Source organism: Polaribacter sp. Hel1_33_78 (genome assembly GCF_900106075.1).
Lineage (GTDB): Bacteria > Bacteroidota > Bacteroidia > Flavobacteriales > Flavobacteriaceae > Polaribacter.
This window is the reverse complement of record NZ_LT629794.1, coordinates 207,485-231,943: the sequence shown is the minus strand read 5'-3', so window position 1 is coordinate 231,943 and position 24,459 is coordinate 207,485. Positions and strand designations below refer to the sequence as shown.

The following is a 24,459-nucleotide window of genomic DNA, read 5'->3' as shown; positions in this document are numbered from 1 at the left end:
AACAATGAAAGCTAATGTAAATTTAGAAACGGTTTCTGGCATTATGAATCATTGGCCTTTATTTTTTGTAATTCTTTGTATTAATTGTTCTACTAAAAAAGAGAAAATTTTACCTAAATATAGAAGCATCACTGAGTCTGTTTACACTTCAGTTATTATTCAGCCAGACAGTTTATATCAGGTTTACGCTTCTGTCGCTGGAATTCTAGAAAAAAATTTAGTGGAAGAAGATCATTTAGTTTTTAACGGAAGCTCTATCCTACAAGTTGTTAATAACACCCCAAAATTAAATACCAAAAATGCAAAACTATCTTTGCAACAAGCTAAAGCTAACTTTAACGGAAATGCTGCTGTTTTAAATAGCATTGAAGATGAAATTATCGCTGCTAAAATTAAACTTAAAAACGATTCAATAAATTTTATTAGACAGCGTAATCTATGGAAGCAAAAAATTGGATCCCAGGTAGAATACGATTCAAAAAAGTTAAATTATGAGTTATCATCAAATAATTTACAATTCATAAAAAGCAACTATTACAGAACAGAAAAACAACTACTTACAGTTCTAAAGCAAGCTGAAAACAATTATAAATCCTCGTTAATAAATACCAAAGATTTTACTGTAAAAAGTAAAATTAATGGCAAAGTATATGCGCTTCATAAAGAACCTGGAGAAATTGTATCTATTATGGAATCTTTAGCCACCATTGGCAGTGCAACAAATTTTATTATAGAAATGTTGGTAGATGAAGTTGACATTGTAAAAATAACCAAAAATCAAGAAGTAATTATTAGTTTAGATGCTTATAGAGGAGATATTTTTAGCGGAAAAGTATCTAAAATATATCCTGTAAAAGATGCCAGAAATCAAACTTTTAAAGTAGAAGCTTTGTTTGATAAAGCTCCAAAAAAATTATATCCAGGTTTATCTGGAGAAGCTAATATTATTATTTCTAAGAAAGATTCTGCCTTAACAATACCAAAAGAATATCTTATTGACTTGAGCAAAGTAAAAACTGATAAGGGTGTTGTTGAAGTTTCAATTGGATTACAAAACATGGAGTTTTTAGAAGTTCTCTCTGGAATCTCAAAAACCACAACAATTTACAAACCAAAATAATGGTAAACTGGATTATCATATTAAACATCGCTAAGATACATTTGTTAACTAAAATAAAGCAAACTGCAGTTGCTGCATTAGGAGTTACTTTTGGTATTGCAGCTTATATTACTTTGGTTAGTTTTATGACCGGTTTAAATAGTATGTTAGATGATTTAATTCTAAACCAAACACCACATATACATGTCTATAATGAAATTGAACCCTCAAAAAAACAACCTATTTCTTTATATGAAACCTATAAAAACAGTTTTAATATAGTACACTCTATTAAACCAAAATTAAGTCAAAAAAAATACATAATGCATTACCAATTATTAATTATTTAAATAATGATAAAAATGTTAAAGGAGCAATTCCTCAAATAAAAGCAAGCATCTTTTACATTGCAGGGTCTATAGAGCTTGGAGGAAACATAACAGGCATAAACCCATTAGAAGAATCTAGACTTTTTAATTTTAAAGATTATGTAATTAAAGGATCTCCTGAAGATTTAAAAAACACAGAAAACGGGATATTAATTGGTTCTGGAGTTGCAAAAAAAATGTCTTTGTCAGTGGGCGATAGAGTTCAAATAAGTACGATAAAAGGAAATATATTTCCGCTTAAAATTGTTGGAATTTATCAAAGCGGAATTGCAGATTTAGATGCTATTCAAAGCTTTACAAATATTAAAACCGCACAAACTATTTTAGGAGAAACCAAAAATTATATTACAGATATTAATTTAAAACTTTACAACATAGATAGTGCTTTACCCTTCGCAAAAAAAATTGAGCAACAATTTAACCTCACGGCAGTAGATATTAAGACCGCAAATGCACAATTTGATACAGGTACATCTATTAGAAACCTAATAACATATGCAGTTTCTTTTACTTTATTAGTAGTCGCAGGTTTTGGTATTTATAACATTCTAAACATGCTTATCTATGAAAAAATGAATGATATTGCTATTTTAAAAGCAATCGGTTTCTCGGGTAAAGATGTGCAAATGATCTTTATGAGTCAAGCCATGATTATTGGAATTGTAGGTGGATTTCTTGGTTTACTTACAGGTCTTATTTTTACAAATATTATTAATACAATTCCTTTTAAAACAGAAGCGCTACCTACAATAGAAACGTATCCAATAAATTTTAATCCATGGTTTTATTTTATTGGGATTGTTTTTGCCATCATATCAACTTTTTTTGCAGGTTATCTGCCTTCACAAAAAGCAAAGAAAATAGATCCAGTTAAAATTATAAGAGGTCAGTAAAATGAATAGTGTATTAGAAGCAAAACATATTAATAAATATTTTAAAAAGCCTCTGCTTTTTCATGTGCTTAAGAATATTAGTTTTAAAATTAAAAAGGGCGAATTTGCTTCTATTATGGGGAAGTCGGGTTGTGGGAAATCGACTTTATTGTATATTTTATCAACTATGGATACCGATTATGACGGCGAATTGTATTTAGATAACAAATTAATTTCTGGAGATAGTAAAGATAGTTTGTCATATTTAAGAAATAAACATATTGGTTTTGTTTTTCAGTTTCATTACTTACTATCAGAATTTTCTGTACTAGAAAACATAATGCTTCCTGCTAAAAAATTAGGAGAAAAATCTTTTCAAGAAATAGAACATGATGCAATACTAAAATTGAAAATGCTGAACATAGAGCATTTACTTAATAAAAAAGCTTCACAAATATCTGGGGGCGAAAAACAAAGAGTTGCCATTGCTAGAGCTTTAATAAATAACCCTTCTATAATTATGGGAGATGAACCTACAGGGAATTTAGATAGCCATAATTCAGATAATGTTTTTAATATTTTTAAACAACTGAGTAATGAACAAAATTTATCACTTCTAGTTGTTACGCATAATGAAGATTTTGCAAAAAGAACAGATAGAATAATTACTATGGAAGACGGTAAAATTATTACATAAAAAATTTATTGTAAACTGATAATTCTCATTTTATCTAAAATCTAATTCCAATACTTTTATAGCGTGTTGTTTAAACACTTAAAAAACACCTGCAATGGCGTCTGTAGATTATTATAAAATTTTAGGAATTCCCAAAAATGCTTCTGAAGCTGACATTAAAAAGGCGTATAGAAAATTGGCGCGAAAATATCATCCAGATTTAAACCCAAATGATAAAGTTGCAGAAAAAAAATTCAAAGAAATTAACGAAGCAAATGAAGTTTTAAGCAATTTAGAAAATCGTAAGAAATACGATGCATATGGAGAGCATTGGCAAAATGCAGAAGCTTATGAGCAAAAAAAACAGCGACAGCGACAATATGAAAGAAGTTCACAAGGTACTTCTGGTGGGTATTCTCAAGAAGATTTTTCTGATATTTTTGAAAACATGTTTGGTGGAGCCTCTTCTGGCAGAAGCACCAGTTCCAAATTTAGAGGTCAAGATTATAATTCTGAGTTAAAATTAAATTTAAAAGATGTTTATAAAACTCAAAAACAGGTAATAACTGTAAATGGAAAAAATATAAGAATTACGATTCCTGCCGGCGTAGAAAATGGGCAAATTATTAAAATAAAAGGGCATGGAGGTAAAGGGGTTAATAACGGACCAAATGGAGATTTATATCTTCAGTTTTCAATAATAAACAATACAAAGTTTAAAAGAAATCATAACAACTTATACTTAACTGTAGCTTTGGATTTATACACTGCCTTATTAGGTGGCGAGTTAATGGTTGATACTTTTGATGGAAAAGTAAAACTTACTATTAAACCAGAAACACAAAACAATACTAAAGTAAAACTCAAAGGAAAAGGATTTCCAATTTACAAAAAAGAAGGACAATTTGGTAATTTATATATAACCTATGAACTTAAAATTCCTACCAAGTTAAACGAAAAAGAAAAAGAACTAATTAAAGAATTACAAAAACAACGCTAATTATGGAAGCTCAAAACTTAATATCTATAGAGCGATTTTGTGAACATTATTGCATTCCTATTCATTTTATGAACGAATTAAAAGAGTACCAATTAATAGAGGTCATTGTTGCAGAAAATCAAGATTACATTAAAATAACTCATATAAACGAGGTAGAAAAAATGATTCGATTACATTATGATTTGAATATAAATTTAGAAGGTGTTGATGTAATTTATAATTTATTAAACCAAGTAAATTCTTTGAAAAAAGAAATAACTGATTTGCAAAATAAACTCCTTTTTTACGGACATTTTAAAAATCTATAATTATAACAAAGAAGACCTACAAAACCTGCTTTAACCAATTATATTATAAAAAAATGAGAAACTAAATAAAAGGTAACTTTAGCTTCTAAACCAAAATAAATGGTTCAAATTCCAGAAAAACATATTGATTTAAATGAATAAAATGAACTCTGAAAAATGTTAACTTTCAAAAATTATAATATTGCAGATTGGTTTTCTTTTTATAGAATTTTTGCTGCACCCTTTTTACTTCTTTTAATTTGGCTTGATATTCAATTAATTTTTACATGGTTTTTATTAATTAGTTATTTAACAGATGCAATTGATGGTTTTTTAGCTAGAAAATTAAAAATCACCACTGCAAGAGGCTCTCAACTAGATTCTTTTGGAGATCAAATAACTTTAATTATTGGATTAATTGGTTTGTTTTATTTTGAAAATGAATTCATAAAAACAAATCTAACGATCATATTAATTGCATTTATTCCTTATATAATTCAAATGTTACTTGCATTTTACAAATATGGAAAGGCAACTGCTTTTCATACCTATTTAGCAAAAATATCTGCAGTAGTACAGAGTTTTTTTATACTATGGTCGTTATTTTTTAACGCTGAATATTCATTGTTTTATTTAATGATTATTGTTGGGATTTTAGAGACTATAGAAGAAGTTTCTTTAATCTTTATGTATGATGATTGGGTTTCTGATGTAAAAAGTATTTTTTGGGCATTAAAAGATGAGCGCAGAATTAAAAACATTAAAAACAAAAAATAACTTCTTGTGAAAAGCTATTCATTATTTACTATTTTCCTTTTATGTTTAGCAATTTTAGCCGTAGATATTTTAGCTTTTTATTGGTTGCAATCTATTACGCAACTTATCAACTCAGAAAGTTTAAAAACAGCAATAAATATTATTTTCTGGATTTTTACAGCAGGCTTAGTTATTTTAATACTACTTCTAAAAGTTACTTTAGAAGATATTAACCCCAGAAGAAAGCACTTACTAGTTTCTTCTTTATCTGGATTAACTATTTCTTCTTTTATTCCTAAATTAATTTTTGTTGTCATTATTTCAATACTATTTTTTTCCAATTTTGTTTTTTCTGAAAAAGAATCATTAATTATTATTCCCTTAATTGGTTTATGTTCTGGATTTCTTCCCTTTTTTATAATCTTGTATGGCTTTTTCAGAGCTTTATATAGATTTAAAGTACATCGTGTTACTATTAAACACAAAAAATTACCTAAGCCTTTTAATGGTTTAAAAATTATTCAAATTTCTGATATTCATTTAGGAAGCTTCAATTATAAATATCACATTTTAGATAAAGCCATAAAAGTGATTAATGATGCACAGCCAGATTTTATTTTTTTTACAGGAGATTTAGTTAATAATTATGCCTGGGAATTAATTGGGTGGGAAAAAGTTTTCAAAAAATTAATTGCTAAAAAAGGTAAGTATGCCATCTTAGGAAATCATGATTATGGTGATTATAGTGAATGGAACTCAGCTCAGGAAAAGCAAGATAATTTTGAAAAAATAAAAGAATTTTACAAAACTATTGATTTTAAACTTTTGTTAAATCAATCAGAAATAATTGAAAAAAAGAAGGGTAAACTAGCAATAATTGGAGTAGAAAACTGGGGAAAAGCACCTTTTAAACAATATGGGAATTTGCAAGAAGCTCTTAAAAATGTCTCTGAAATTCCTTTTAAAATACTACTATCTCACGATCCAACACATTGGCGCGAAGAAGTCATAAAAAAAACAGGTATTTCCTTAACGCTTTCTGGACACACACATGGAATGCAGGTTGGTTTTCAATACAAAAAAATGAAATGGAGCCCCATAAAATACAAATACAAACATTGGGCTGGTTTGTATAATGAAAATGAAAAATATTTATATGTTAATCGTGGTTTAGGTTGGGTTGGTTTTCCTGGAAGACTGGGCATGAGACCAGAAATTACATTGTTTAAATTATTCAAAAAATAAATTTTCTCAACTGATACATATCATTTTTTTTCCATTCCATTTCAATTAATTTAGCTACATGTTATATTTAAAACCCGCATTATGATAACTAGTTTGAACGAAAAAGAGTGTATGAATATACTTGCAGAGAATTATATTGGTCAACTCGCTTATATTTATAAAGACAGACCTTTTATTGTTCCAATTACCTATTATTTTGATAAGAAAAATATTATTGTCGGTTATTCTGACGAAGGGCATAAAACAATGGCGATGAGAAAAAACAGTAGAGTATCTCTTCAAATTTCAGAAATAAAAAACATTAATAACTGGAGCTCAGTTTTGGCTCATGGAATTTATCAAGAAATCTCTGGTTCTGATGCAAAAAAATATTTACATGAGTTTGCATTGGGAATTAAAGAGCTTATCTTAAGAAAAGAAGAAAGAAGTTTAAGTTCAATTGGTCATTTTTCTAGTAAAATATACACAAATAATCCTTCAATTATTTTTAAAATAAGTGTTGTTGAGATAACAGGGAAAAAAAGAATTTATTCAGAGAAAAAAGAGCGGTAAGCTTCAAACTTAGCGACAAAAAAAATTAGATTTCTTTATGATGAAATCCTAACGTAGTTTTATAAGATGGAACTTCCCATTTTATCATTTCTTTTAAAAACTCATCTACTTTTTCAATAATAAGTTTCTCTGTAATTTCTGCTGGATTGTAAAACCCCAACTCTATACTAATATTTTCCATTTGTAATTGCTCTACAAATGGGAAAAGGACAATAACATATACGTCTCCGCTGTAAGATTGAGAAAAAACTAAAGCTCCTCCTTGAATAAATTGATAAGTAGGAACCTTATTGGTACAATCAATAAGATCTGAAGGAAAAGAATTGAATGTAATATTAACTGCTTCATTATTGTAAATCCAATTAAGTTCTTGCACCTTCCAACCTATATTATAACTTTTAGCAATACTTTTTAAAACTCTTATTATTCGTTTTTTAGCACTACTTTTCCATTGAATTTTTTTATCAACAACTGTTTTAATAGATTCTCTGTAATCATTAACATGCTCTTCTAAATGTTCTACTTTCATAATAATACCTCTTAATTTCTTCTGTAAAAGAAATTAAAAATCTATCAAAACGAAATGATATTAGTCATATTTAAATGAAGCTGATAATTATCATTTCATTTCTTCTTTTCTAAACTTAACTTAGCGCTAGAGCGTTTCTAATTCTTAAAAGAATGAAAAATAAAATTATCCTTATTGTAATTATTTTTCTGATGGCATGTTTTAATATTGGCTATACATATTCACTTGCCCCTCTTCAAATAAAAAATATTTTGTTTAGTAATATCTCTTCAAAAAAAATAAAGATTGAAAAAGATATTACCGTGGAAAACTACTTTCAATTTTTAGATTCTATTGTTACAAAACACGATTCTTTGACACCCTACAAATTAACAGAACATCTTTTAGTAAGAGCAAATCAATGGATAATTAACAGATTAAAAAATACTGATTATTATGTAATGAAAGAAAAAGATTCTTTTGTTTATAATCAGAAAAAAATGATAATTTTAAGAAAAGGTGATAAACTAATTGTACCCAACTCTAAATTAGCGAATAAAATTCTTAGCTCTTTTAAAAACACAAAAATAGATGTAAATATCCCTGAGTTTAAACTTCGAATTTTTGAAAACTCAAAAGAGCTTTTTAAATTTCCAATCAGGGTTGGAAGAGATGAAAAAAAATATCTTAAAATGGCTGGAAGAGTTTTAGACTTAAAAACAAAAACAGGAAAAGGTAAAATTGTAAAATACGAACGTTTTCCAGATTTCTATAATCCTGCTAGTGGACATCGATATTATGTCACAAAAAGAGATGACAACAAGGTTACAAAATTACCTCAAATTCCTTTTATAGAAACTGAAATTAATGGATTACGCTATGGTCAATTAATACACCCTACCACGAATCCAAACACCTTAGGAAAGGCTTATTCTAATGGCTGTATTGGCTCTAAAGAAGGGCATGCATGGATAATTTATTATTATGCACCTATTAATACTAAAATAACCATTAGGTATGATTTAAGAGTCAAAGATTCAGTAAACGGAAATACTATATCTTTAAAAGATATATATGGATATAACAAGAAAAAATAGTTAGTCCCTATTGATTAGGGTGTTCGTTAATTCGTTTTCTGTTTCTCTATTTTCACTCCAGCAATCTAAATTATAAATTGTTGTAGCTGCAATATTTGTTAAAGCTTCCTCCGTTAATAGAGCGTGATGTCCTGTAATTAAAACATTGGGCATTGAATTTAATTTAATGAGCATTTCATCTTTAACAATATCATGAGAATGATCCCTAAAAAAGATTTCTTTTTCATTTTCATAAACATCAATTCCTAAAAATCCAATTGTTTCATTTCTTAAGCCACTAATAATATCTTCAGTTTTTAAAATGGCTCCTCTTGCAGTGTTTATGATGACAACACCTGGTTTCATTTGTGCAATTAACTTTTTGTCTATTAAATGATGTGTATCACTATTTAAAGGGATATGAAGCGAGATAATATCTGAATTTTTACATAAATCTTCTAAGGAATGATAGATCAAGTTATATTTTTGAATTAACTCTTTGTTTTCAACAAGATCAAAACCTAATAATTCACACCCAAAACCATGCATTATTTTAGTCATAATAGAACCTATTTTACCGGTTCCAATTATACCCACTGTCTTGTTGTTTAAATCAAAACCGATAAGATGATTTAAATCAAAGTTAAACGATTTCACTCTCTGATTAGATTCTATAAGTTTTCTATTTAAGGCTAATAATAAGCTTACTGCATGCTCCGCTATAGCATATGGTGAATATGCTGGTGTATTTGCAACTTTAATATTGAACTCAAGGGCGCTGTGTAAACTTACATTATCATGTCCTACAGAACGCAGGGTAATATATTTAACACCAAAATCACTAAGTTTTTCTATTATAATTGAGGAAACTTTATCCGCTGAAGAAATTGAAATAGCATCATATCCTATCGCTTTCATTGCAGATTCAGAAGATAAAGCTTCTTTTATTAAAGTTAATTCATGTTTTCTGCAATTCGCTTTTTCTAAATAAGGAATTTCATAATCTTTAGCGCTGTATACAAGTGTTTTCATGTTTAACTACTTATTAGAAGAAATTATACCTTCTCTTTTTAATGATTTGATAATAACAGCTACATATTCATTAACGGTAGTAATAATGGCGTTAGGTTCAATGATTTTGTTTGAAGCAACCCAAATTAAAGATTTATCATTATTCTCTTTTAGTTTATATAATGAAGTTTCAACGTGATAAATTTTATACTTATTATAGTATCCTCCATCAAAATATACATCTTGATGCAAATAATAATAGCGTCTAAAAGGGTGTCTCCTATAATAGTAGTTGTTATAGTAATTAGTATTGTACATTACTTCTTCATCCACTCCTTTCACTGCTGAAATTAATATAGCATCAAAACCATTTTTAGTGATTTTTTCTACTTCTTCTTTGATATTTTCTTCAGTTTGCTTTTCAGTAGTAAATTTTAATGTAAATAGGTCATAACTTTCTGCTGCATCAACACCATTCTGTTTTAGTTTTTCTTTTAATTGTTCTTCAAATATTTTTCTAGCGGTTAAGTTTTCCGTAATTCCAACAATTAATACTTTTTTAGGTTTAAAGTCAGTGTATTCTTTACTTCTCCAACTATCTACTATTTTAATAGATGAGCAACCTGTAAAAATTATTATTGCTAAAATGAATATTAAATTTTTCATAACTTTTAGGTTTTATCTCGTAAATCTATTTGAATTAAATTCTTTTTACTATGATATTTATCATTTAGGCCCTTTTAAAATTGAGTTATTAAAAACGTAAAAAAAAGGACACTAAATTAGTGTCCTTTTTGAGTGTATTTTTAAAAACCGCTTTTTCATAGTTAAAATTTAAATCATATCTTATTCCGAAAAAGAAAAGTTCAAATTATCCAAAGCTCAAATATGATCTGATAATTATTTTTTCATCTTTAGAATCTTCAAAACAGCTTTTAAATAAAAATAAGCTAGCCTTCGCATGGTTTCTGCGATCTTACTTATTTCCGAGCATCAGTAACTCGTTGCAAACAACTTCTGTTACATATCTTTTTTCTCCTTCTTTAGTCTCATAACTTCTAGAAGTAAGTTTTCCTTCAATAGCAACTTCATTTCCTTTTTCTAAGTATTTTTCTATAATATCTGCTGTTTTATTCCAGGCAATAATATTATGCCACTGTGTATCCGTTACTTTTTCTCCTTGAGAATTTTTATAACTTTCATTTGTAGCAATAGAAAACTTTGCTAATTTTTTTCCACTGTCTAAAGTGATGATTTCTGGACTGTTTCCTAAGTTTCCAATTAACTGTACTTTGTTTCTTAACGTACTCATAAGATAAGTTTTTAAATTATTATTAGTATTTGTCAATTCGTTTTGACTCTGCAAAGTTGCGACACAACAAAAATTTTATTCGGTTAAAAAACAATTACTTTCGGTTGTAATTACTTGTAGTCGTTTGTAAACGGATAATTTGTTGTATATTTATCTAATGGAGGATAAAAAGTGTTTAGAATGCGAAGAAGTATTAAAAGGTAGAGTAGATAAGAAATTCTGTTCTGATTATTGCAGAAATGCGTATAACAATCGGGTAAACAAAGACAGTAAAAACCTTATCAGAAATATTAATAATCGCCTCAGAAAAAATTATAAAATCTTATCAGAATTAAATATTTCAGGCAAAACAAAAGTAACAAGAACCAAATTATATGATAAAGGTTTCGACTTTAATTTTTTTACTTCTATCTATAAAACCAAAACAGGAAACACTTATTTCTATATCTATGATGAAGGATATTTGCCTTTAGAAAACGAACTATTTTTATTGATAAAAAAAGAACGCTAATTTAGATTTTATGAAAATTAATCATAATACATTTACCAAAGTTAAAATCTAAAAAATACGTTAACTATTCCAAGTATTCCCTTTTACTTTAATCGCAGCTTTTAACACATCTTTCTGACTTAATTGACCTATCAACTTTCCATTTTTTACAACAGGAAACCTTCTTCTGCGTGAGCTTATAAATTTAAAAGCAGCATCAAAAATATTCATGTTTTGATCAATTGTATCCACATCTGTAACCATATATTTTCCAACAGTATTATTCGTGTCAGAAGGCATGTTATAGTACTTACTTTCAGAAATGTGTTTAATACAATCTGTTTCAGAAATAATACCAATTAAATCGTTTTTATCATTAACAACTGGTCCTCCTGAAATCTTATGTTTAATTAATAAGTTTATAACATGGTCTAATGAATCATCAGCTTTAAAGGTGATGAGTTTTTTTGTCATATAATCAGAAACTAAAATTTGTTCTTCATTTTTCCCTTGAGATTCGTCTCTTTTTCCTTGAAAGCTTTTAATCCCCATACTTCAATAGTTTTAAGTTGTTTTTAAATTTACAGTATTTTCTCTTTCAAACAACAATTTAAATTAAGTTTTTTTATTTCATACATTTATAAAAACTTTTAGTTCAAATGAAAAAAATATCTTCTGTCTTATCGATACTCATAATTTTAGGTGTTATCTCTTGGAGTTTTTCTGATTTAAAACCTTCATTACAAAAAGAAAAATCTTTAACTAAAGAGGGTTTTTCTACTATCAATGCGCTTGAGCATGTAAAAAACATTAGCTTAAAAGAACATTACGTAGGTTCTAAAGAGCATAAAAATGTTCAAAAATATATAGCTGAAGAACTGAATAAAATGGGCTTAGAAACAGAAATTCAAGTTCAAACTGCGGTAAATAAAAAATGGTTTGCTGCTACAACCGTACAAAATATTATTGCAAAAATAAAAGGCTCAGAAAACGGAAAAGCTTTAATGCTACTTTCTCATTATGATTCTAATCCGCATTCTTCTTTAGGTGCAAGTGATGCTGGCTCTGGTGTTGCAACTATTTTAGAAGGAGTAAGAGCATTCTTATCAAAAAATAAAACACCAAAAAACGATATTATTATTCTAATTTCTGATGCTGAAGAATTGGGTTTATTAGGTGCTCAAGCTTTTGTTGATCTTCATCCCTGGGCAAAAGAAATTGGCTTGGTTTTAAATTTTGAAGCTAGAGGCAGTGGTGGTCCAAGTTATATGTTAATGGAAACTAATGGGAAAAACAGTAAACTACTTTCAGAGTTTTTAGCTGCAAAGCCAAACTTTCCAGCAGCAAATTCTTTAATGTATAGCATCTATAAAAAGCTACCGAATGATACTGATTTAACCGTTTTTAGAGAAAGCGGAAATATAAATGGTTTCAATTTTGCTTTTATCGGCGATCATTTTGATTATCATACAGCACAAGATTCTTATGAACGCTTAGACAGAGAAACGCTTTTGCAACAAGCAGATTATTTAACTACTACTTTAAATTATTTTGCTTTTTCTGATTTAGAAAATCTAGATTCTAAAGAAGATTTTGTCTATCTAAATTTTCCTTTATCAAAACTACTTACGTATTCTTTTTCTTGGGTAACTCCCTTATTGATTATTGCCATCATATTATTTATGATTTTAATTTTCTTTGGGTTTTCACTCAACAAAATCTCTTTAAAAAATGTTTTAAAAGGTTTTCTTCCATTTTTAACATCCATAATATTATGTGGTTTAGTTTCTTTTGGATTATGGAAATTAATCCTTCTGCTTCACCCCCAATACAATGACATTTTGCACGGTTTTACTTATAATGGATACATTTATATCACCGCTTTTGTTTTCTTAAATCTTTCAATTTTACTAAAAATTTATAAATATTTTTCTCAAGAAGAAAAAACAGCAAATTTATTAATAGCACCCATTTTTATTTGGTTGGTAATTAACTTTTTCATCAGCTCTTATTTAAAAGGAGCAGGCTTTTTTATCATTCCTGTTTTTTGTGCTTTATTGATTTTGATGATTGCTATTTTTATGAATATCGAAGAACGCTCAAAACGTATTTTATTTACCCTATTATCTATACCAACAATCTATATTTTTGCTCCATTAGTAAAAATGTTTCCTGTAGGTTTAGGGTTAAAAAATGTATTTATCAGTGGTGTTTTAATTGCTTTAGTTTTTGGGTTGATGATCTTTACTTTTAATCAGAAAAAAGCTTCTTGGATGCTAAAATTAAGTAGCCTTCTAACCATTATTTTCTTTGCTATAGCAACTTATAATAGTGGGTTTTCTATAGATAACAAAAAACCAAATAGTATTGTTTACATTCAAAATTATGATGATCAAACTGCGTATTTTGGCACATATGACACAACTTTAGATAAGTATACAAAGCAAATTTTTGATAAAAGTGCTATTAAAGGAGGTATTAATAGTGCTGAAACCAAAAGCAAATACAACACACGTTTTGCCTATCATAAAAAAACAGATTACAAAGATATTCCTTCATCAACTATCAATATAGATTTTGATACTATTATAGGGAATAAACGCTTGTTAGAATTAGAAATAGTTCCCAATAGAAGAATAAACAAATTTGAATTCATTACAGACAACAAACTAACTCTAAATCAATTTAAAGTAAATGATGCTCTTGTAAATAATGGAAAAAAATATACTGTAGAAAAAGGGACTTTTTTAATCTATTATATGGCAAATTCTGATAAAAGTGTAACAATTTCTTTTAGTATATATAAAGACGACGAATTAAATATAATTCTAAACGAAATATCTTATGATTTATTAGAGAATCAGAACTTTTCTATAAACCCAAGATCAGAAGAAATGATGCCTATGCCATTTGTTACGAATGATGCAATAATCATCAGTAAAAAGTTAAAAATTTAATCGTTAATTTATATTCCACAAAAAAAGCGTTCTAAATATTTAGAACGCTTTTTTTATAAAGATGAAAGACTCTTTTATTCAATTTCAGAAACACGTAAGGTGTTTACCATTCCTCTAGCCTCAGCAGGCATTGATGCAAGGTTGATAATTAAATCACCAGGTTTTACAAAACCTTTTTCTTTTGCAATATTATTAATATCTACTACCGTATCATCTGTTGTTAGGTTTTTATTATAGTAGTATGCTTTTACACCCCAAAGAAGACTTAATTTTCCTAAAATTCTTTTATCTGTTGAAAAAGCTAACACAGGTGTTCTTGGTCTCCAAGCAGAAATTTGAAATGCGGTATAACCACTATTTGTTAATGTTGATATTGCTGCTGCATCTGTATTATTTGCCATTAAAGCTGCATGATGACAGATAGATTTTGTAACAAATCTATTCGTTCTAATATGAGGAGCTTCATGTGGTACTTTAATCATTCTAGAGTTTTCTACACTTTTAATGATTTCAGACATTTTTTGAATTACTTTTATTGGGTGTTTACCTACAGAAGTTTCTCCAGAAAGCATTACAGCGTCCGCACCATCCATAATAGAATTAGCAACATCATTAACCTCTGCTCTTGTTGGCACAGGGTTATCTATCATTGTTTCCATCATTTGAGTCGCAATAATTACAGGAATTCTTGCTCTTTTTGCTCTTCTAACTAATTTCTTTTGAATTAAAGGAACATCTTGCATTGGTATTTCTACACCTAAATCTCCACGAGCAACCATTAATCCATCACAATAAGGAATTAATGAATCTATATTTGCAACCGCTTCTGGTTTCTCTATTTTAGCAATGATAGGAATTCTATATTCAGAGTGCTGTGCAATTAAATCACGCAACATTCTTAAATCCTCAGGAGTTCTAACAAAAGATAATGCCATCCAGTCTACGTGCTGTGCAATTGCAAAAACTGCATCTGCCATATCTTTCTCTGTTAATGCAGGTAAAGAAATAGCTGTATTTGGTAAGTTTACACCTTTTTTAGACTTCAAAGCGCCACCAACAATTACTTTAACAATAACTTCTGTTTCTTTGTTAGTTGACATAACTTCAAACATTAACTTACCATCGTCAACTAAAATATGTTCTCCAACTTTTACGTCTTTCGGAAAGCGTTGATACGTCATAAAAGCCTTCTCTTTGGTTCCAATACATTTTTCTGTAGTGAATGTAAAAGTATCGCCATCTTCTAAAACAACCTCTTCTTCCATAACTCCAACACGCAATTTTGGACCTTGTAAATCCCCAAGAATTGCAATATTAAAATCATTTTCAGCATTTATTTCTCTAATAATTTTTACTTTTCTTTTTACATCTTCATAATCTGCATGAGAAAAGTTAATTCGAAAAACATTTACACCATTTCTAGCTAATTCTGTTAAAATTTCTTTTGTGTCTGTTGCTGGTCCTAAAGTGGCAACTATTTTTGTTTTTTTATTGTGTAACATGTTTTTTTAAAATATTAAAAAGTCTTTAGACTTTAATGTATTCTTATCTATTGAATAAGAAGTGATTACTTGATCTATTTTTTTTATTTTACCTACGGTTTCCAAAACAAAACTATACGCTAAATCTCCCGAAATCTTTATAAAGAAATCTACTTTTTTCTTTTCAGGTATTAAATATGTCTTTGTTTCTGATGTTAGTAGAAGTTCATTCAATTCTGTTTGATTTTCTCTTTTAGAGCTGTTTGCAATTAAGAACCAATCAAAATCGTACTTTGTACTGGCATAATTAAAAATTGAAAAGGATGCTTTTTTTTGCTGATTTTCAAAATTTAAATCTTCTCTAGATTTATAAAAACTCGTACCTAAATTTTTATTCAACAAATAGGCTAGTTTGAAATCTTCTAATGCTGTATGAATACCAATTAATGAGTATTCATCCTCACAGAAATCTTCTAAACCTAATGAGTGAATTTGCATAATTGATAACTAGTTTTAATTCATCTTCAAGATGCTAATTTACTAATTGTTTATGAGTTTTTCTGGGATTTTAACGAAAACGTTATCGTACTTAACCTAAAGAAATTTCACTTTGAAAAGCATAGTAGACTCTTTTAGAAGCTTGTTCTTCAGCCTTTTTTTTAGAGGTTGCTCTTCCTTTAGCAACTTGCTCTCCATTTATACTTAACTTAACGCTAAAGTGTTTGATGGACTCATTTCCAGAATCCTCATAAGTATCAAATTTATATTTCTTCTTCTTTTTTTGACACCATTCTATAATCAAACCTTTGTAACTAGTTATTTTACCTTCTAGTTTTTCGATATCAACATAAGGCACAATTACATGTTCGTGTATAAATTTCTGACAAAAATTATACCCTCTGTCTAAATAAATAGCACCTATTAAAGCTTCGAAAATATTGCCATGAATATTATCTCCAACGTTTGATTGATCTATATTACTTTTTACAAAACGAATTAAGTTTAAATCTTTGCCTAACTCGTTTAAATGCTTTCTACTAACTATTTTAGAACGCATTTGAGTAAGGTATCCCTCTGATCCCGTTGGAACTTTTTTATACAAGTAGGAAGCAATAACAGATCCTAAAATAGAGTCGCCTAAAAACTCTAATCGTTCGTAATTAATAGGAATCCCTTTTTTATCCAACATTTGCACAGATCTATGCGTAAATGCTTTTTTATATTTATTGATATTTTTTGGGGAAAAATTGAGTACTTTTTTTAATTCTATAAATAATTGTTGATCCTCTTGAGAATGGGATTTAACTATTTTACGAATAAAATTCATCGGTTATTCCTCTAATTTCTTAAAGGCAACACAAGCATTATGACCTCCAAAACCAAATGTATTGCTCATTGCTATTTTAATATCTCTTTTCTGAGGTTTATTTAGCGTAAGGTTTAATTCTGGATTAATGTTTTCGTCTACTTTCGTATGATTTATAGTTGGTGGTACGATACCATGTTTCATTGCTAAAATAACAGCAATAGACTCTATAGCCCCTGCAGCGCCCAATAAGTGCCCTGTCATAGATTTTGTAGAATTAATATTTATGGTTTTTGCATGACTGCCAAAAACTTGAGAGATGGCTTTTAATTCTGCAACATCTCCTAAAGGTGTAGAAGTCCCGTGTGTATTAATATGGTCTACATCTTCTGGTTTAATTCCTGAATTTTCTAGGCAATTTTTCATTACTGCGATAACTCCAACTCCTTCTGGATGTGGCGCTGTCATATGATATGCATCAGAAGACATTCCTCCACCGATAACCTCAGCATAAATTTTTGCTCCCCTCGCTTTCGCGTGCTCATATTCTTCAAGTACAATAGCGCCTGCTCCTTCACCCAATACAAAACCATCTCTTTCACCATCAAAAGGTCTAGAAGCTGTCTCTGGGGTTTCATTTCTTGTTGATAAGGCGTGCATGGCATTAAAACCACCAACACCAGCGATTGCAACAGCGGCTTCAGAGCCACCCGTTACTATAATATCACAAGTACCTAAGCGGATATAGTTTAAAGCATCTATCATAGCGTTCGCTGAAGATGCACATGCAGAAACTGTTGTGTAATTTGGCCCCATAAATCCATTCTTAATGGAAATATTTCCTGGAGCGATGTCTGCAATCATTTTTGGGATAAAGAACGGATTGAATCTTGGAGTACCATCTCCAGCTCCAAAATTTAAAGCTTCATTTTGAAAAGTTTCTAAGCCTCCAATTCCTGCTCCCCAAATTACACCAACGCGTAATTTGTTAATCTTTTCTAGGTCTAGATTTGAATCTGCAATTGCTTCATCTGAGGCTACCATTGCATATTGCGTAAATCTATCCATTTTACGTGCGTCTTTTCTATTGATAAAGTCGTTCACGTTAAAGTTTTTTAATTCACATGCAAAACGAGTTTTGAACTTGGCAGCATCAAAGTAAGTGATAGGAGCAGCACCACTAACTCCGTTAGTTAATGCATTCCAATATTCTTCAATATTATTACCAATTGGCGTTAATGCGCCAAGCCCAGTGACTACAACTCGTTTTAACTGCATATAAATTACTTTTTTGCTTCTTCAATATAGCTAACTGCCTGACCAACGGTACCGATGTTCTCAGCTTGGTCGTCTGGAATTTGAATATCGAATTCTTTTTCGAATTCCATAATTAACTCAACAGTATCTAAAGAATCTGCTCCTAAATCGTTTGTGAAGCTAGCTTCTGTTGTTACTTCATTGTCGTCTACTCCTAATTTGTCTACGATAATAGCTTTTACTCTTGATGCAATGTCTGACATAATTTTCTGTTTTTTAAAATTTAAATCGGGGCAAAAATACGAATCTTATTAATTCTAACTAACTTTTGCTCGAAAAATGATACTAAAAGATAAATAAAATCTTTAATCTCCTTTTAAAAAGATCGGTTTGTTAATAATTATTCCTTTTTTTGTAGTCTAGATTTATAGAAATGAAGCGTATCGTTATTTTTGCTTCTGGTTCTGGAACGAACGCAGAAAATATTATCCGATTTTTTAATCAAAACAAAACTGCTAAAGTTACTCAAGTACTTTGTAACAATGAGCACGCAAAAGTTATTGATAGATGTAAGTTGTTAAAAATTAGTTGCTTATGTTTTAATAAAAATGATTTTTTAAAAAAATACACTATCTTAAATCTTTTAAAAGAAACCGCAGACTATATTGTTTTAGCTGGTTTTTTATGGAAGATTCCTGAAAATATTGTGGCCGCTTTCCCTAATAAAATCATTAATATTCATCCTGCTTTATTGCCAAAGTATGGTGGAAAAGGGATGTACGGAATAAACATTCACAGAGCTGTAAAGGAAAATAAAGAAACAGAAACAGGCATCACAATTCACTATGTAAATGAAAATTATGATGAGGGTGCTATCATTTTTCAAGCAAAAGCTACTCTTTTAGAAGAAGATACTCCTGAAATTATTGCCGAAAAAATCCATATCTTAGAACAACGTTTCTTCCCAAAAATAATAGAAGACGTAATTTTAAATATAAATGAGTAAAAAAAAGTTTTATGTCGTTTGGAATGGAAGAAAAAAAGGCATTTTTTCTTCTTGGGGTGTCTGCAAAAAGCAAATTGATGGTTTTGAAGGCGCACAGTACAAATCTTTTGCCAATTTAGATGAAGCTGAAACTGCTTTTGCTAAAAACTACGAAGACTATAAAGGCAAAAACACTAAAAAACCATCTTTATCCTCCTTTGAAAAAGCAAAATTTGGAAATCCTATTCTAGAAAGCATTTCTGTAGATGCTTCTTGTTCTGGGAATCCAGGAAAAATGGAGTATAGAGGGGTTCTTACCCATAACAAAAAACAACTTTTCATAAAAGGACCTTTTAAAAAAGGGACGAATAACATTGGTGAATTTTTAGCTTTAGTACACGGAATTGCTTTATTAAAAAGTAAAAACAAAGCAAACATTCCTATTTATTCTGATTCTAGAATTGCCATGAGTTGGGTAAAAAAGAAACAATGTAGAACTAATCTTGTTTTTGATGCTTCTAACAAAGATTTATTAGACCTTATAAAAAGAGCTGAAAAATGGTTGGAAGAAAACACCTATAACAACCCAATTTTGAAATGGGAAACCAAAGCTTGGGGAGAAATTCCTGCAGATTTTGGCAGGAAATAAAAAAGAATTATTACTAAAAAGTTACTTTGTTTAAAAGGGGTTTTAATCAGGTTCTATAATATAATTTTAGAAGACCAAACACTATTTATTTTTTTATAAGATTAGCATCAAATAATAAATCCCAAAACTAAAAAATAGTTTTGGGATTTATTTTATAATTATAAACGTTATCTGTTTACCTTTATGAGATTGCTTCGTAAAAACTCACAATGCTGAGCAACAATTAAATAGAAGCTTTCATTAACTCTCTGTTCATTCTTGCAATGTTGTCTAAAGAAATTCCCTTAGGACATTCAACCTCACAAGCGCCTGTATTTGTACAGTTTCCAAAACCTTCTAAATCCATTTGCGCAACCATGTTCTGCACACGATCTGAAGCCTCTACTTGTCCTTGTGGTAATAAAGCATACTGAGATACTTTTGCGCCCACAAATAGCATTGCAGAGCTATTCTTACATGTTGCTACACAAGCCCCACAACCTATGCAAGTTGCTGCATCCATAGCTTCGTCTGCTGCGTGTTTAGAAATCGGAATTGAATTTGCGTCTTGTGTATTTCCAGATGTATTCACAGAAATATATCCACCAGCATGCTGAATTCTATCAAAAGCGGTTCTGTCTACAACCAAATCTTTTATTACAGGGAATGCTGCAGCTCTAAAAGGTTCTATAGTAATTGTATCTCCGTCTTTAAACATTCTCATGTGTAATTGACAAGTTGTTATACCCCTATCCGGTCCATGTGCTTCACCATTAATATACATAGAGCACATTCCACAGATTCCTTCTCTACAATCGTGATCGAAAGCTACTGGCTGTTCTCCAGAGTTTACTAACTGTTCATTTAGAACATCCATCATTTCTAAAAAGGACATATGTTCTGAAATCTCAGTAACTTTGTAGTCTACCATCTGACCCTTTGAACTTGAGTCTTTCTGTCTCCAAATTTTTAGTGTTAAATTCATAATGTCTATCTTATTTATAACTTCTTTCTTTAACTTCTATGTTCTCGTAAACCAACTCCTCTTTATGTAAAACTGCGTCTTTTGGTTCTCCTTTGTATTCCCAAGCAGAGACAAATTGGAACTCTTTAATTCTCTTTGCTTCTCCGTCTTCTGTTTGATGTTCTTCTCTAAAATGTCCTCCAGCTGATTCTTCTCTTACTAAAGCATCTTTTGCAAACAATTCCCCTAACTCAAGGAAATCTGCAACTCTACCTGCTTTTGCTAATTGCTCATTATACTCTGTTTCTGTTCCAGGAACATTTACATTTTGCCAAAAGTCTTTTCTTAATGCAGAAATTTCTTCAATAGCTTCTTTTAAGCCTGCCTCATTTCTCGACATTCCACACTTATCCCACATAATTTTTCCTAATATTTTATGGTAATAATCTACAGAGCGAGTTCCTTTATTATTGATAAAGAATGCTATTCTGTCGGTAACGTCTTTTTCTGCAGCTTCAAATTCTGGGGTTTGTGTTGATATTTTTCCTGTCCTTATATCATCCGATAAATAATCTCCAATAGTATACGGCAATACAAAATAACCATCTGCTAAACCTTGCATCAGTGCAGATGCTCCTAATCTATTTGCCCCGTGATCAGAAAAATTTGCTTCACCAATACAGTAACATCCGGGAATTGTAGTCATTAAGTTGTAATCAACCCAAACACCTCCCATAGTGTAGTGAACTGCTGGATAAATCATCATTGGAGTTTCATATGGATTTTCATCAATGATTTTCTCATACATCTGAAATAAGTTTCCATATTTAGCCTTCACGATTCCTTGCCCTAATTCTTTGATTTTAGCTTCAGATGGATTTGATATATTTTGAATCTTCGCTTGCTCTTTTCCGTAACGTTCAAAAGATGCTGAAAAATCTAAATATACAGCTTCACCAGTTGCATTTACCCCGTAACCTGCATCACAACGTTCTTTTGCTGCTCTTGATGCTACATCACGTGGCACTAAATTTCCAAATGCAGGATAGCGTCTTTCTAAGAAATAATCTCTTTGCTCTTCTGTTAATTCAGTAGGTCGCTTACTTCCTTCTTTAATTGCTTTTACATCCTCTAAATTCTTTGGAACCCAAATTCTACCATCATTTCTTAAAGACTCAGACATCAAAGTTAATTTAGACTGATAGTCTCCCGATCTTGGAATACAAGTTGGATGAATTTGTGTGTAACAAGGATTTGCAAAATAAGCTCCTTTTTTATGTACTTTCCAACCAGCAGTTACATTAGATCCCATTGCATTGGTAGACAAGAAGTATACATTTCCATATCCTCCTGAAGCAATTACAACTGCATGTGCTGAATGACGCTCTATTTCTCCTGTAACTAAGTTTCTTGCAATAATCCCCCTAGCTTTTCCATCAACAATAACAACATCTAACATTTCATGCCTGTTAAACATTTCTATTTTACCACGAGCAATTTGTCTATTCATTGCAGAATAGGCTCCTAATAATAGTTGCTGCCCTGTTTGTCCTTTCGCATAAAAAGTTCTAGAAACTAAAACACCTCCAAAAGAACGATTGTCTAACAAACCACCATAATCGCGAGCAAAAGGAACTCCTTGTGCCACACATTGATCTATAATATTTGCAGAAACTTCGGCTAATCTATAAACGTTTGCTTCACGCGAACGATAATCTCCTCCTTTTACGGTATCATAAAATAAACGATACGTAGAATCTCCGTCTCCCTGATAATTTTTTGCTGCGTTGATTCCTCCTTGAGCGGCTATTGAATGGGCTCTTCTTGGAGAATCTTGGTAAGCAAATGCTTTTACATTATAGCCCAACTCTGCTAATGTAGCAGCAGCAGAACCACCTGCCAAACCTGTACCAACAACAATAACATCTATATGACGCTTATTTGCCGGATTTACCAAATCTATTTTATTTTTATAATCTGTCCATTTATCTTTAATTGGACCTTGAGGTACTTTTGAATCTAAAGCCATAACTTTATAAGATTAATGGTTAAGGTGATGAAATAATGCAATAAAAATAAATCCTAAAGGAACTATAATTGAATATGCTTTACCAATAGTTTGTAATGTTTTCTTTCTTCCCGCTGTGCCACCCATTGACTGAAATGCGGATGTAAAACCGTGTGCTAAATGCAATCCTAAAAACACAAATGCAACCACGTACGCAGCAACTCTAATTGGATCTATAAACTTGTGCACTAATTCTTCATGATAACGCAAACCTTCTACGCCTTCCATCATTCCCGACCAATCGCCTTGAATGAATTTTGTATTAATTTCTGGAAACCAAAAATCAATAAAGTGCAATAGAACAAAAGCTAAAATTGCCAGTCCACTCCAAATCATGTTTCTACTCATCCAAGTTGAATTTGCAGCTCCGTTATTTTTCGCATAATTCACACCATTCGCTTTTCTGTTTTTTAGTTCTAGGATAAACCCCATAACAAAGTGAAAAACAACTGCAAAGATTAAGACAGGTTGCAATGCAAACTGCACTAATGGATTTGTTCCCATAAAATGAGACACTTCGTTAAAAGTCTCTGGACTAATTACTGATAAAATATTTATTGCTAAATGCTGAAGTAAGAAGAACATTAAGAAAAACGCTGAGAGCGCCATTGCCACTTTTCTTCCAATTGAAGATTTAAAAAATCCGCCCATTGTATAATTTAGTTAAAATTGTAACCACAAAAATACGGTTAAAGAGGTCTCGATACAAAGATTTTATATCGTTTTCGCAAATATTTAGAATAATTTTAAATAATAAATAAGACCATTTTAAAAAAAAAGGGTTTTAAAAAAAAGTTTGGGTTAATTTCTGGAATTAGATTTTACCAAACATTTATCATTATCCCATATTCCAATTAAATATTCTTCAGAAATAAGCTTTCCTTCAAATGTTAAAAAACGACCTTTTTTATCCTTTTTTATAATTTTCATTTTACCTTGATGGATAGCATTTATTACTCTATAAATTAGTCCTTTTTTGGAAACCTTGCTCCCTCTAGAAATCAATTTTAAGCCTTCATTATTATTCCATAAATCCATCTCTGAAGATTTTTTGTCAGGTACAATTCCGTCTTCTAATTTTCTTTTTTTATATGATAAATAGTTTTCTTTTTCATGAGATTTTCCAAGAGATCGAGCTGCTTTTTCACCTATCTCTTGTCTTAAGCGCGCCATCCAATAGGCGTGTCTAAAAGCATCTACCTGACCCCCAGAAGCATCCCCATCTAACAAATTAGTTTTTTTAATTGAATCTGCGATCCGTTTGGCTTCTTTCGAAATTTCTAATGATTTTATTGCTTTAAAAGGATGAAACAAAACCCAAGTTTTTTTTGGCCCTGAAAGGTCAAAAAAACTTTTAAAATTGGTTTGAGCGTTTATTGAAATTACACTTAAATAAAAAATAAAAAAGAAAGATTTTTTCACGTATTTAAAATAAGATTTTTCGTTAAAATTCTCTTGATTCAAGATAGATAAAATATTTAATGAAAACCCTGAAGTAAGATGGTATTAAAATAAAACCAAAAGCGCTATTGAAATTTTT

26 protein-coding genes and 1 pseudogene are annotated in these 24,459 nt (G+C 30.0%); 13 read left to right on the top strand and 14 right to left on the bottom strand.

What is annotated here, in order from left to right; all coding sequences use genetic code 11:
• Positions 1-4: 4 nt before the first annotated feature.
• From BLT88_RS01120 to BLT88_RS01085, 8 genes and pseudogenes are all read left to right on the top strand, one after another.
• Positions 5-1,120, top strand: a complete 1,116-nt coding sequence (locus BLT88_RS01120) for an efflux RND transporter periplasmic adaptor subunit (protein WP_231960036.1) — start codon at positions 5-7, stop codon at positions 1,118-1,120.
• Positions 1,120-2,381 (top strand): annotated as a pseudogene (locus tag BLT88_RS01115) (ABC transporter permease). The gene BLT88_RS01120 and the pseudogene BLT88_RS01115 overlap by 1 nt, the downstream one beginning before the upstream one ends.
• Position 2,382: 1 nt before the next feature.
• Positions 2,383-3,057, top strand: coding sequence for an ABC transporter ATP-binding protein (locus BLT88_RS01110; protein WP_091952424.1), 675 nt, complete (start codon positions 2,383-2,385; stop codon positions 3,055-3,057).
• 94 nt (positions 3,058-3,151) lie between these two features.
• Positions 3,152-4,036 carry a DnaJ C-terminal domain-containing protein gene (locus tag BLT88_RS01105; protein ID WP_036784369.1) on the top strand — a complete coding sequence of 295 codons (885 nt, stop codon included), beginning with the start codon at positions 3,152-3,154 and terminating at the stop codon, positions 4,034-4,036.
• A 2-nt stretch (positions 4,037-4,038) separates the two neighbouring features.
• Positions 4,039-4,344 carry a chaperone modulator CbpM gene (locus BLT88_RS01100; RefSeq protein WP_036784371.1) on the top strand — a complete coding sequence of 102 codons (306 nt, stop codon included), beginning with the start codon at positions 4,039-4,041 and terminating at the stop codon, positions 4,342-4,344.
• A gap of 156 nt (positions 4,345-4,500) precedes the next feature.
• Complete coding sequence (locus tag BLT88_RS01095; protein ID WP_036784374.1) at positions 4,501-5,100, top strand: CDP-alcohol phosphatidyltransferase family protein; 600 nt, start codon at positions 4,501-4,503, stop codon at positions 5,098-5,100.
• 6 nt (positions 5,101-5,106) lie between these two features.
• Entirely contained in the window at positions 5,107-6,324 is a 1,218-nt protein-coding gene (locus BLT88_RS01090) for a metallophosphoesterase (RefSeq protein ID WP_091952422.1), read from the top strand.
• Positions 6,325-6,435: 111 nt separating this feature from the next.
• Positions 6,436-6,876 carry a pyridoxamine 5'-phosphate oxidase family protein gene (locus BLT88_RS01085; RefSeq protein WP_231960035.1) on the top strand — a complete coding sequence of 147 codons (441 nt, stop codon included), beginning with the start codon at positions 6,436-6,438 and terminating at the stop codon, positions 6,874-6,876.
• A gap of 25 nt (positions 6,877-6,901) precedes the next feature.
• Here BLT88_RS01085 and BLT88_RS01080 read toward each other — a convergent pair whose 3' ends face one another.
• Entirely contained in the window at positions 6,902-7,405 is a 504-nt protein-coding gene (locus BLT88_RS01080) for a hypothetical protein (RefSeq protein ID WP_091952421.1), read from the bottom strand.
• 152 nt (positions 7,406-7,557) lie between these two features.
• Here BLT88_RS01080 and BLT88_RS01075 point away from each other — a divergent pair, with 152 nt between their 5' ends.
• Complete coding sequence (locus tag BLT88_RS01075; protein WP_052107505.1) at positions 7,558-8,481, top strand: L,D-transpeptidase; 924 nt, start codon at positions 7,558-7,560, stop codon at positions 8,479-8,481.
• On the opposite strand, the gene BLT88_RS01070 is transcribed toward BLT88_RS01075, so the two are convergent.
• The 3 genes from BLT88_RS01070 to BLT88_RS01060 form a co-directional block, all read right to left on the bottom strand.
• A complete protein-coding gene (locus BLT88_RS01070; RefSeq protein WP_091952419.1) occupies positions 8,482-9,492 on the bottom strand; it encodes a 2-hydroxyacid dehydrogenase in 1,011 nt (336 codons plus the stop codon).
• Positions 9,493-9,498: 6 nt separating this feature from the next.
• Positions 9,499-10,137, bottom strand: coding sequence for a hypothetical protein (locus BLT88_RS01065; RefSeq protein ID WP_091952417.1), 639 nt, complete (start codon positions 10,135-10,137; stop codon positions 9,499-9,501).
• Positions 10,138-10,447: 310 nt separating this feature from the next.
• Positions 10,448-10,783, bottom strand: coding sequence for a single-stranded DNA-binding protein (locus BLT88_RS01060; protein ID WP_036788079.1), 336 nt, complete (start codon positions 10,781-10,783; stop codon positions 10,448-10,450).
• Between the two features lie 157 nt (positions 10,784-10,940).
• On the opposite strand from BLT88_RS01060, the gene BLT88_RS01055 reads away from it, so the two are divergent.
• Positions 10,941-11,294 carry a hypothetical protein gene (locus BLT88_RS01055; protein WP_036784393.1) on the top strand — a complete coding sequence of 118 codons (354 nt, stop codon included), beginning with the start codon at positions 10,941-10,943 and terminating at the stop codon, positions 11,292-11,294.
• Between the two features lie 60 nt (positions 11,295-11,354).
• Here BLT88_RS01055 and BLT88_RS01050 read toward each other — a convergent pair whose 3' ends face one another.
• Positions 11,355-11,825 carry a CBS domain-containing protein gene (locus tag BLT88_RS01050; RefSeq protein WP_036784396.1) on the bottom strand — a complete coding sequence of 157 codons (471 nt, stop codon included), beginning with the start codon at positions 11,823-11,825 and terminating at the stop codon, positions 11,355-11,357.
• A gap of 107 nt (positions 11,826-11,932) precedes the next feature.
• Between BLT88_RS01050 and BLT88_RS01045 the strand changes: the two genes are divergently transcribed.
• On the top strand, positions 11,933-14,230 hold the full coding sequence (locus BLT88_RS01045; RefSeq protein ID WP_091952416.1) for a M28 family peptidase: 2,298 nt from the start codon (positions 11,933-11,935) through the stop codon (positions 14,228-14,230).
• Positions 14,231-14,304: 74 nt separating this feature from the next.
• Here the strand turns inward: BLT88_RS01045 and pyk are convergent, their stop codons facing one another.
• The 5 genes from pyk to BLT88_RS01020 all read right to left on the bottom strand — a co-directional run bounded on the left by pyk (position 14,305) and on the right by BLT88_RS01020 (position 18,537).
• The gene (gene pyk / locus BLT88_RS01040; protein WP_091952414.1) at positions 14,305-15,732 is read right to left on the bottom strand and encodes a pyruvate kinase; all 1,428 of its coding nucleotides are present in this window, start codon (positions 15,730-15,732) and stop codon (positions 14,305-14,307) included.
• A 6-nt stretch (positions 15,733-15,738) separates the two neighbouring features.
• The gene (locus BLT88_RS01035) at positions 15,739-16,209 is read right to left on the bottom strand and encodes an IPExxxVDY family protein (protein WP_091952412.1); all 471 of its coding nucleotides are present in this window, start codon (positions 16,207-16,209) and stop codon (positions 15,739-15,741) included.
• A 91-nt stretch (positions 16,210-16,300) separates the two neighbouring features.
• Positions 16,301-17,038 (bottom strand): ribonuclease III, encoded by a 738-nt coding sequence (gene rnc, locus BLT88_RS01030; protein WP_036784406.1) that lies wholly within the window; start codon positions 17,036-17,038, stop codon positions 16,301-16,303.
• A gap of 3 nt (positions 17,039-17,041) precedes the next feature.
• The gene (fabF, locus tag BLT88_RS01025) at positions 17,042-18,295 is read right to left on the bottom strand and encodes a beta-ketoacyl-ACP synthase II (RefSeq protein WP_036784408.1); all 1,254 of its coding nucleotides are present in this window, start codon (positions 18,293-18,295) and stop codon (positions 17,042-17,044) included.
• 5 nt (positions 18,296-18,300) lie between these two features.
• The gene (locus tag BLT88_RS01020; RefSeq protein ID WP_004569249.1) at positions 18,301-18,537 is read right to left on the bottom strand and encodes an acyl carrier protein; all 237 of its coding nucleotides are present in this window, start codon (positions 18,535-18,537) and stop codon (positions 18,301-18,303) included.
• A gap of 170 nt (positions 18,538-18,707) precedes the next feature.
• Between BLT88_RS01020 and BLT88_RS01015 the strand changes: the two genes are divergently transcribed.
• Both BLT88_RS01015 and BLT88_RS01010 read left to right on the top strand, forming a co-directional pair.
• The gene (locus tag BLT88_RS01015) at positions 18,708-19,280 is read left to right on the top strand and encodes a phosphoribosylglycinamide formyltransferase (RefSeq protein ID WP_091952411.1); all 573 of its coding nucleotides are present in this window, start codon (positions 18,708-18,710) and stop codon (positions 19,278-19,280) included.
• Positions 19,273-19,908, top strand: a complete 636-nt coding sequence (locus BLT88_RS01010; RefSeq protein ID WP_091952409.1) for a viroplasmin family protein — start codon at positions 19,273-19,275, stop codon at positions 19,906-19,908. Before BLT88_RS01015 ends, BLT88_RS01010 begins: the two co-directional genes overlap by 8 nt.
• Before the next feature lie 223 nt (positions 19,909-20,131).
• Here the strand turns inward: BLT88_RS01010 and BLT88_RS01005 are convergent, their stop codons facing one another.
• From BLT88_RS01005 to BLT88_RS00990, 4 genes are all read right to left on the bottom strand, one after another.
• Positions 20,132-20,872, bottom strand: a complete 741-nt coding sequence (locus BLT88_RS01005) for a succinate dehydrogenase/fumarate reductase iron-sulfur subunit (RefSeq protein WP_036784418.1) — start codon at positions 20,870-20,872, stop codon at positions 20,132-20,134.
• 10 nt (positions 20,873-20,882) lie between these two features.
• Positions 20,883-22,880, bottom strand: a complete 1,998-nt coding sequence (locus BLT88_RS01000; protein WP_036784420.1) for a fumarate reductase/succinate dehydrogenase flavoprotein subunit — start codon at positions 22,878-22,880, stop codon at positions 20,883-20,885.
• A gap of 12 nt (positions 22,881-22,892) precedes the next feature.
• Positions 22,893-23,570: a succinate dehydrogenase cytochrome b subunit gene (locus BLT88_RS00995; RefSeq protein ID WP_091952408.1), complete on the bottom strand. Its 678-nt coding sequence runs from the start codon at positions 23,568-23,570 to the stop codon at positions 22,893-22,895.
• 150 nt (positions 23,571-23,720) lie between these two features.
• A complete protein-coding gene (locus BLT88_RS00990; protein WP_091955594.1) occupies positions 23,721-24,341 on the bottom strand; it encodes a hypothetical protein in 621 nt (206 codons plus the stop codon).
• Positions 24,342-24,459 lie beyond the last annotated feature (118 nt).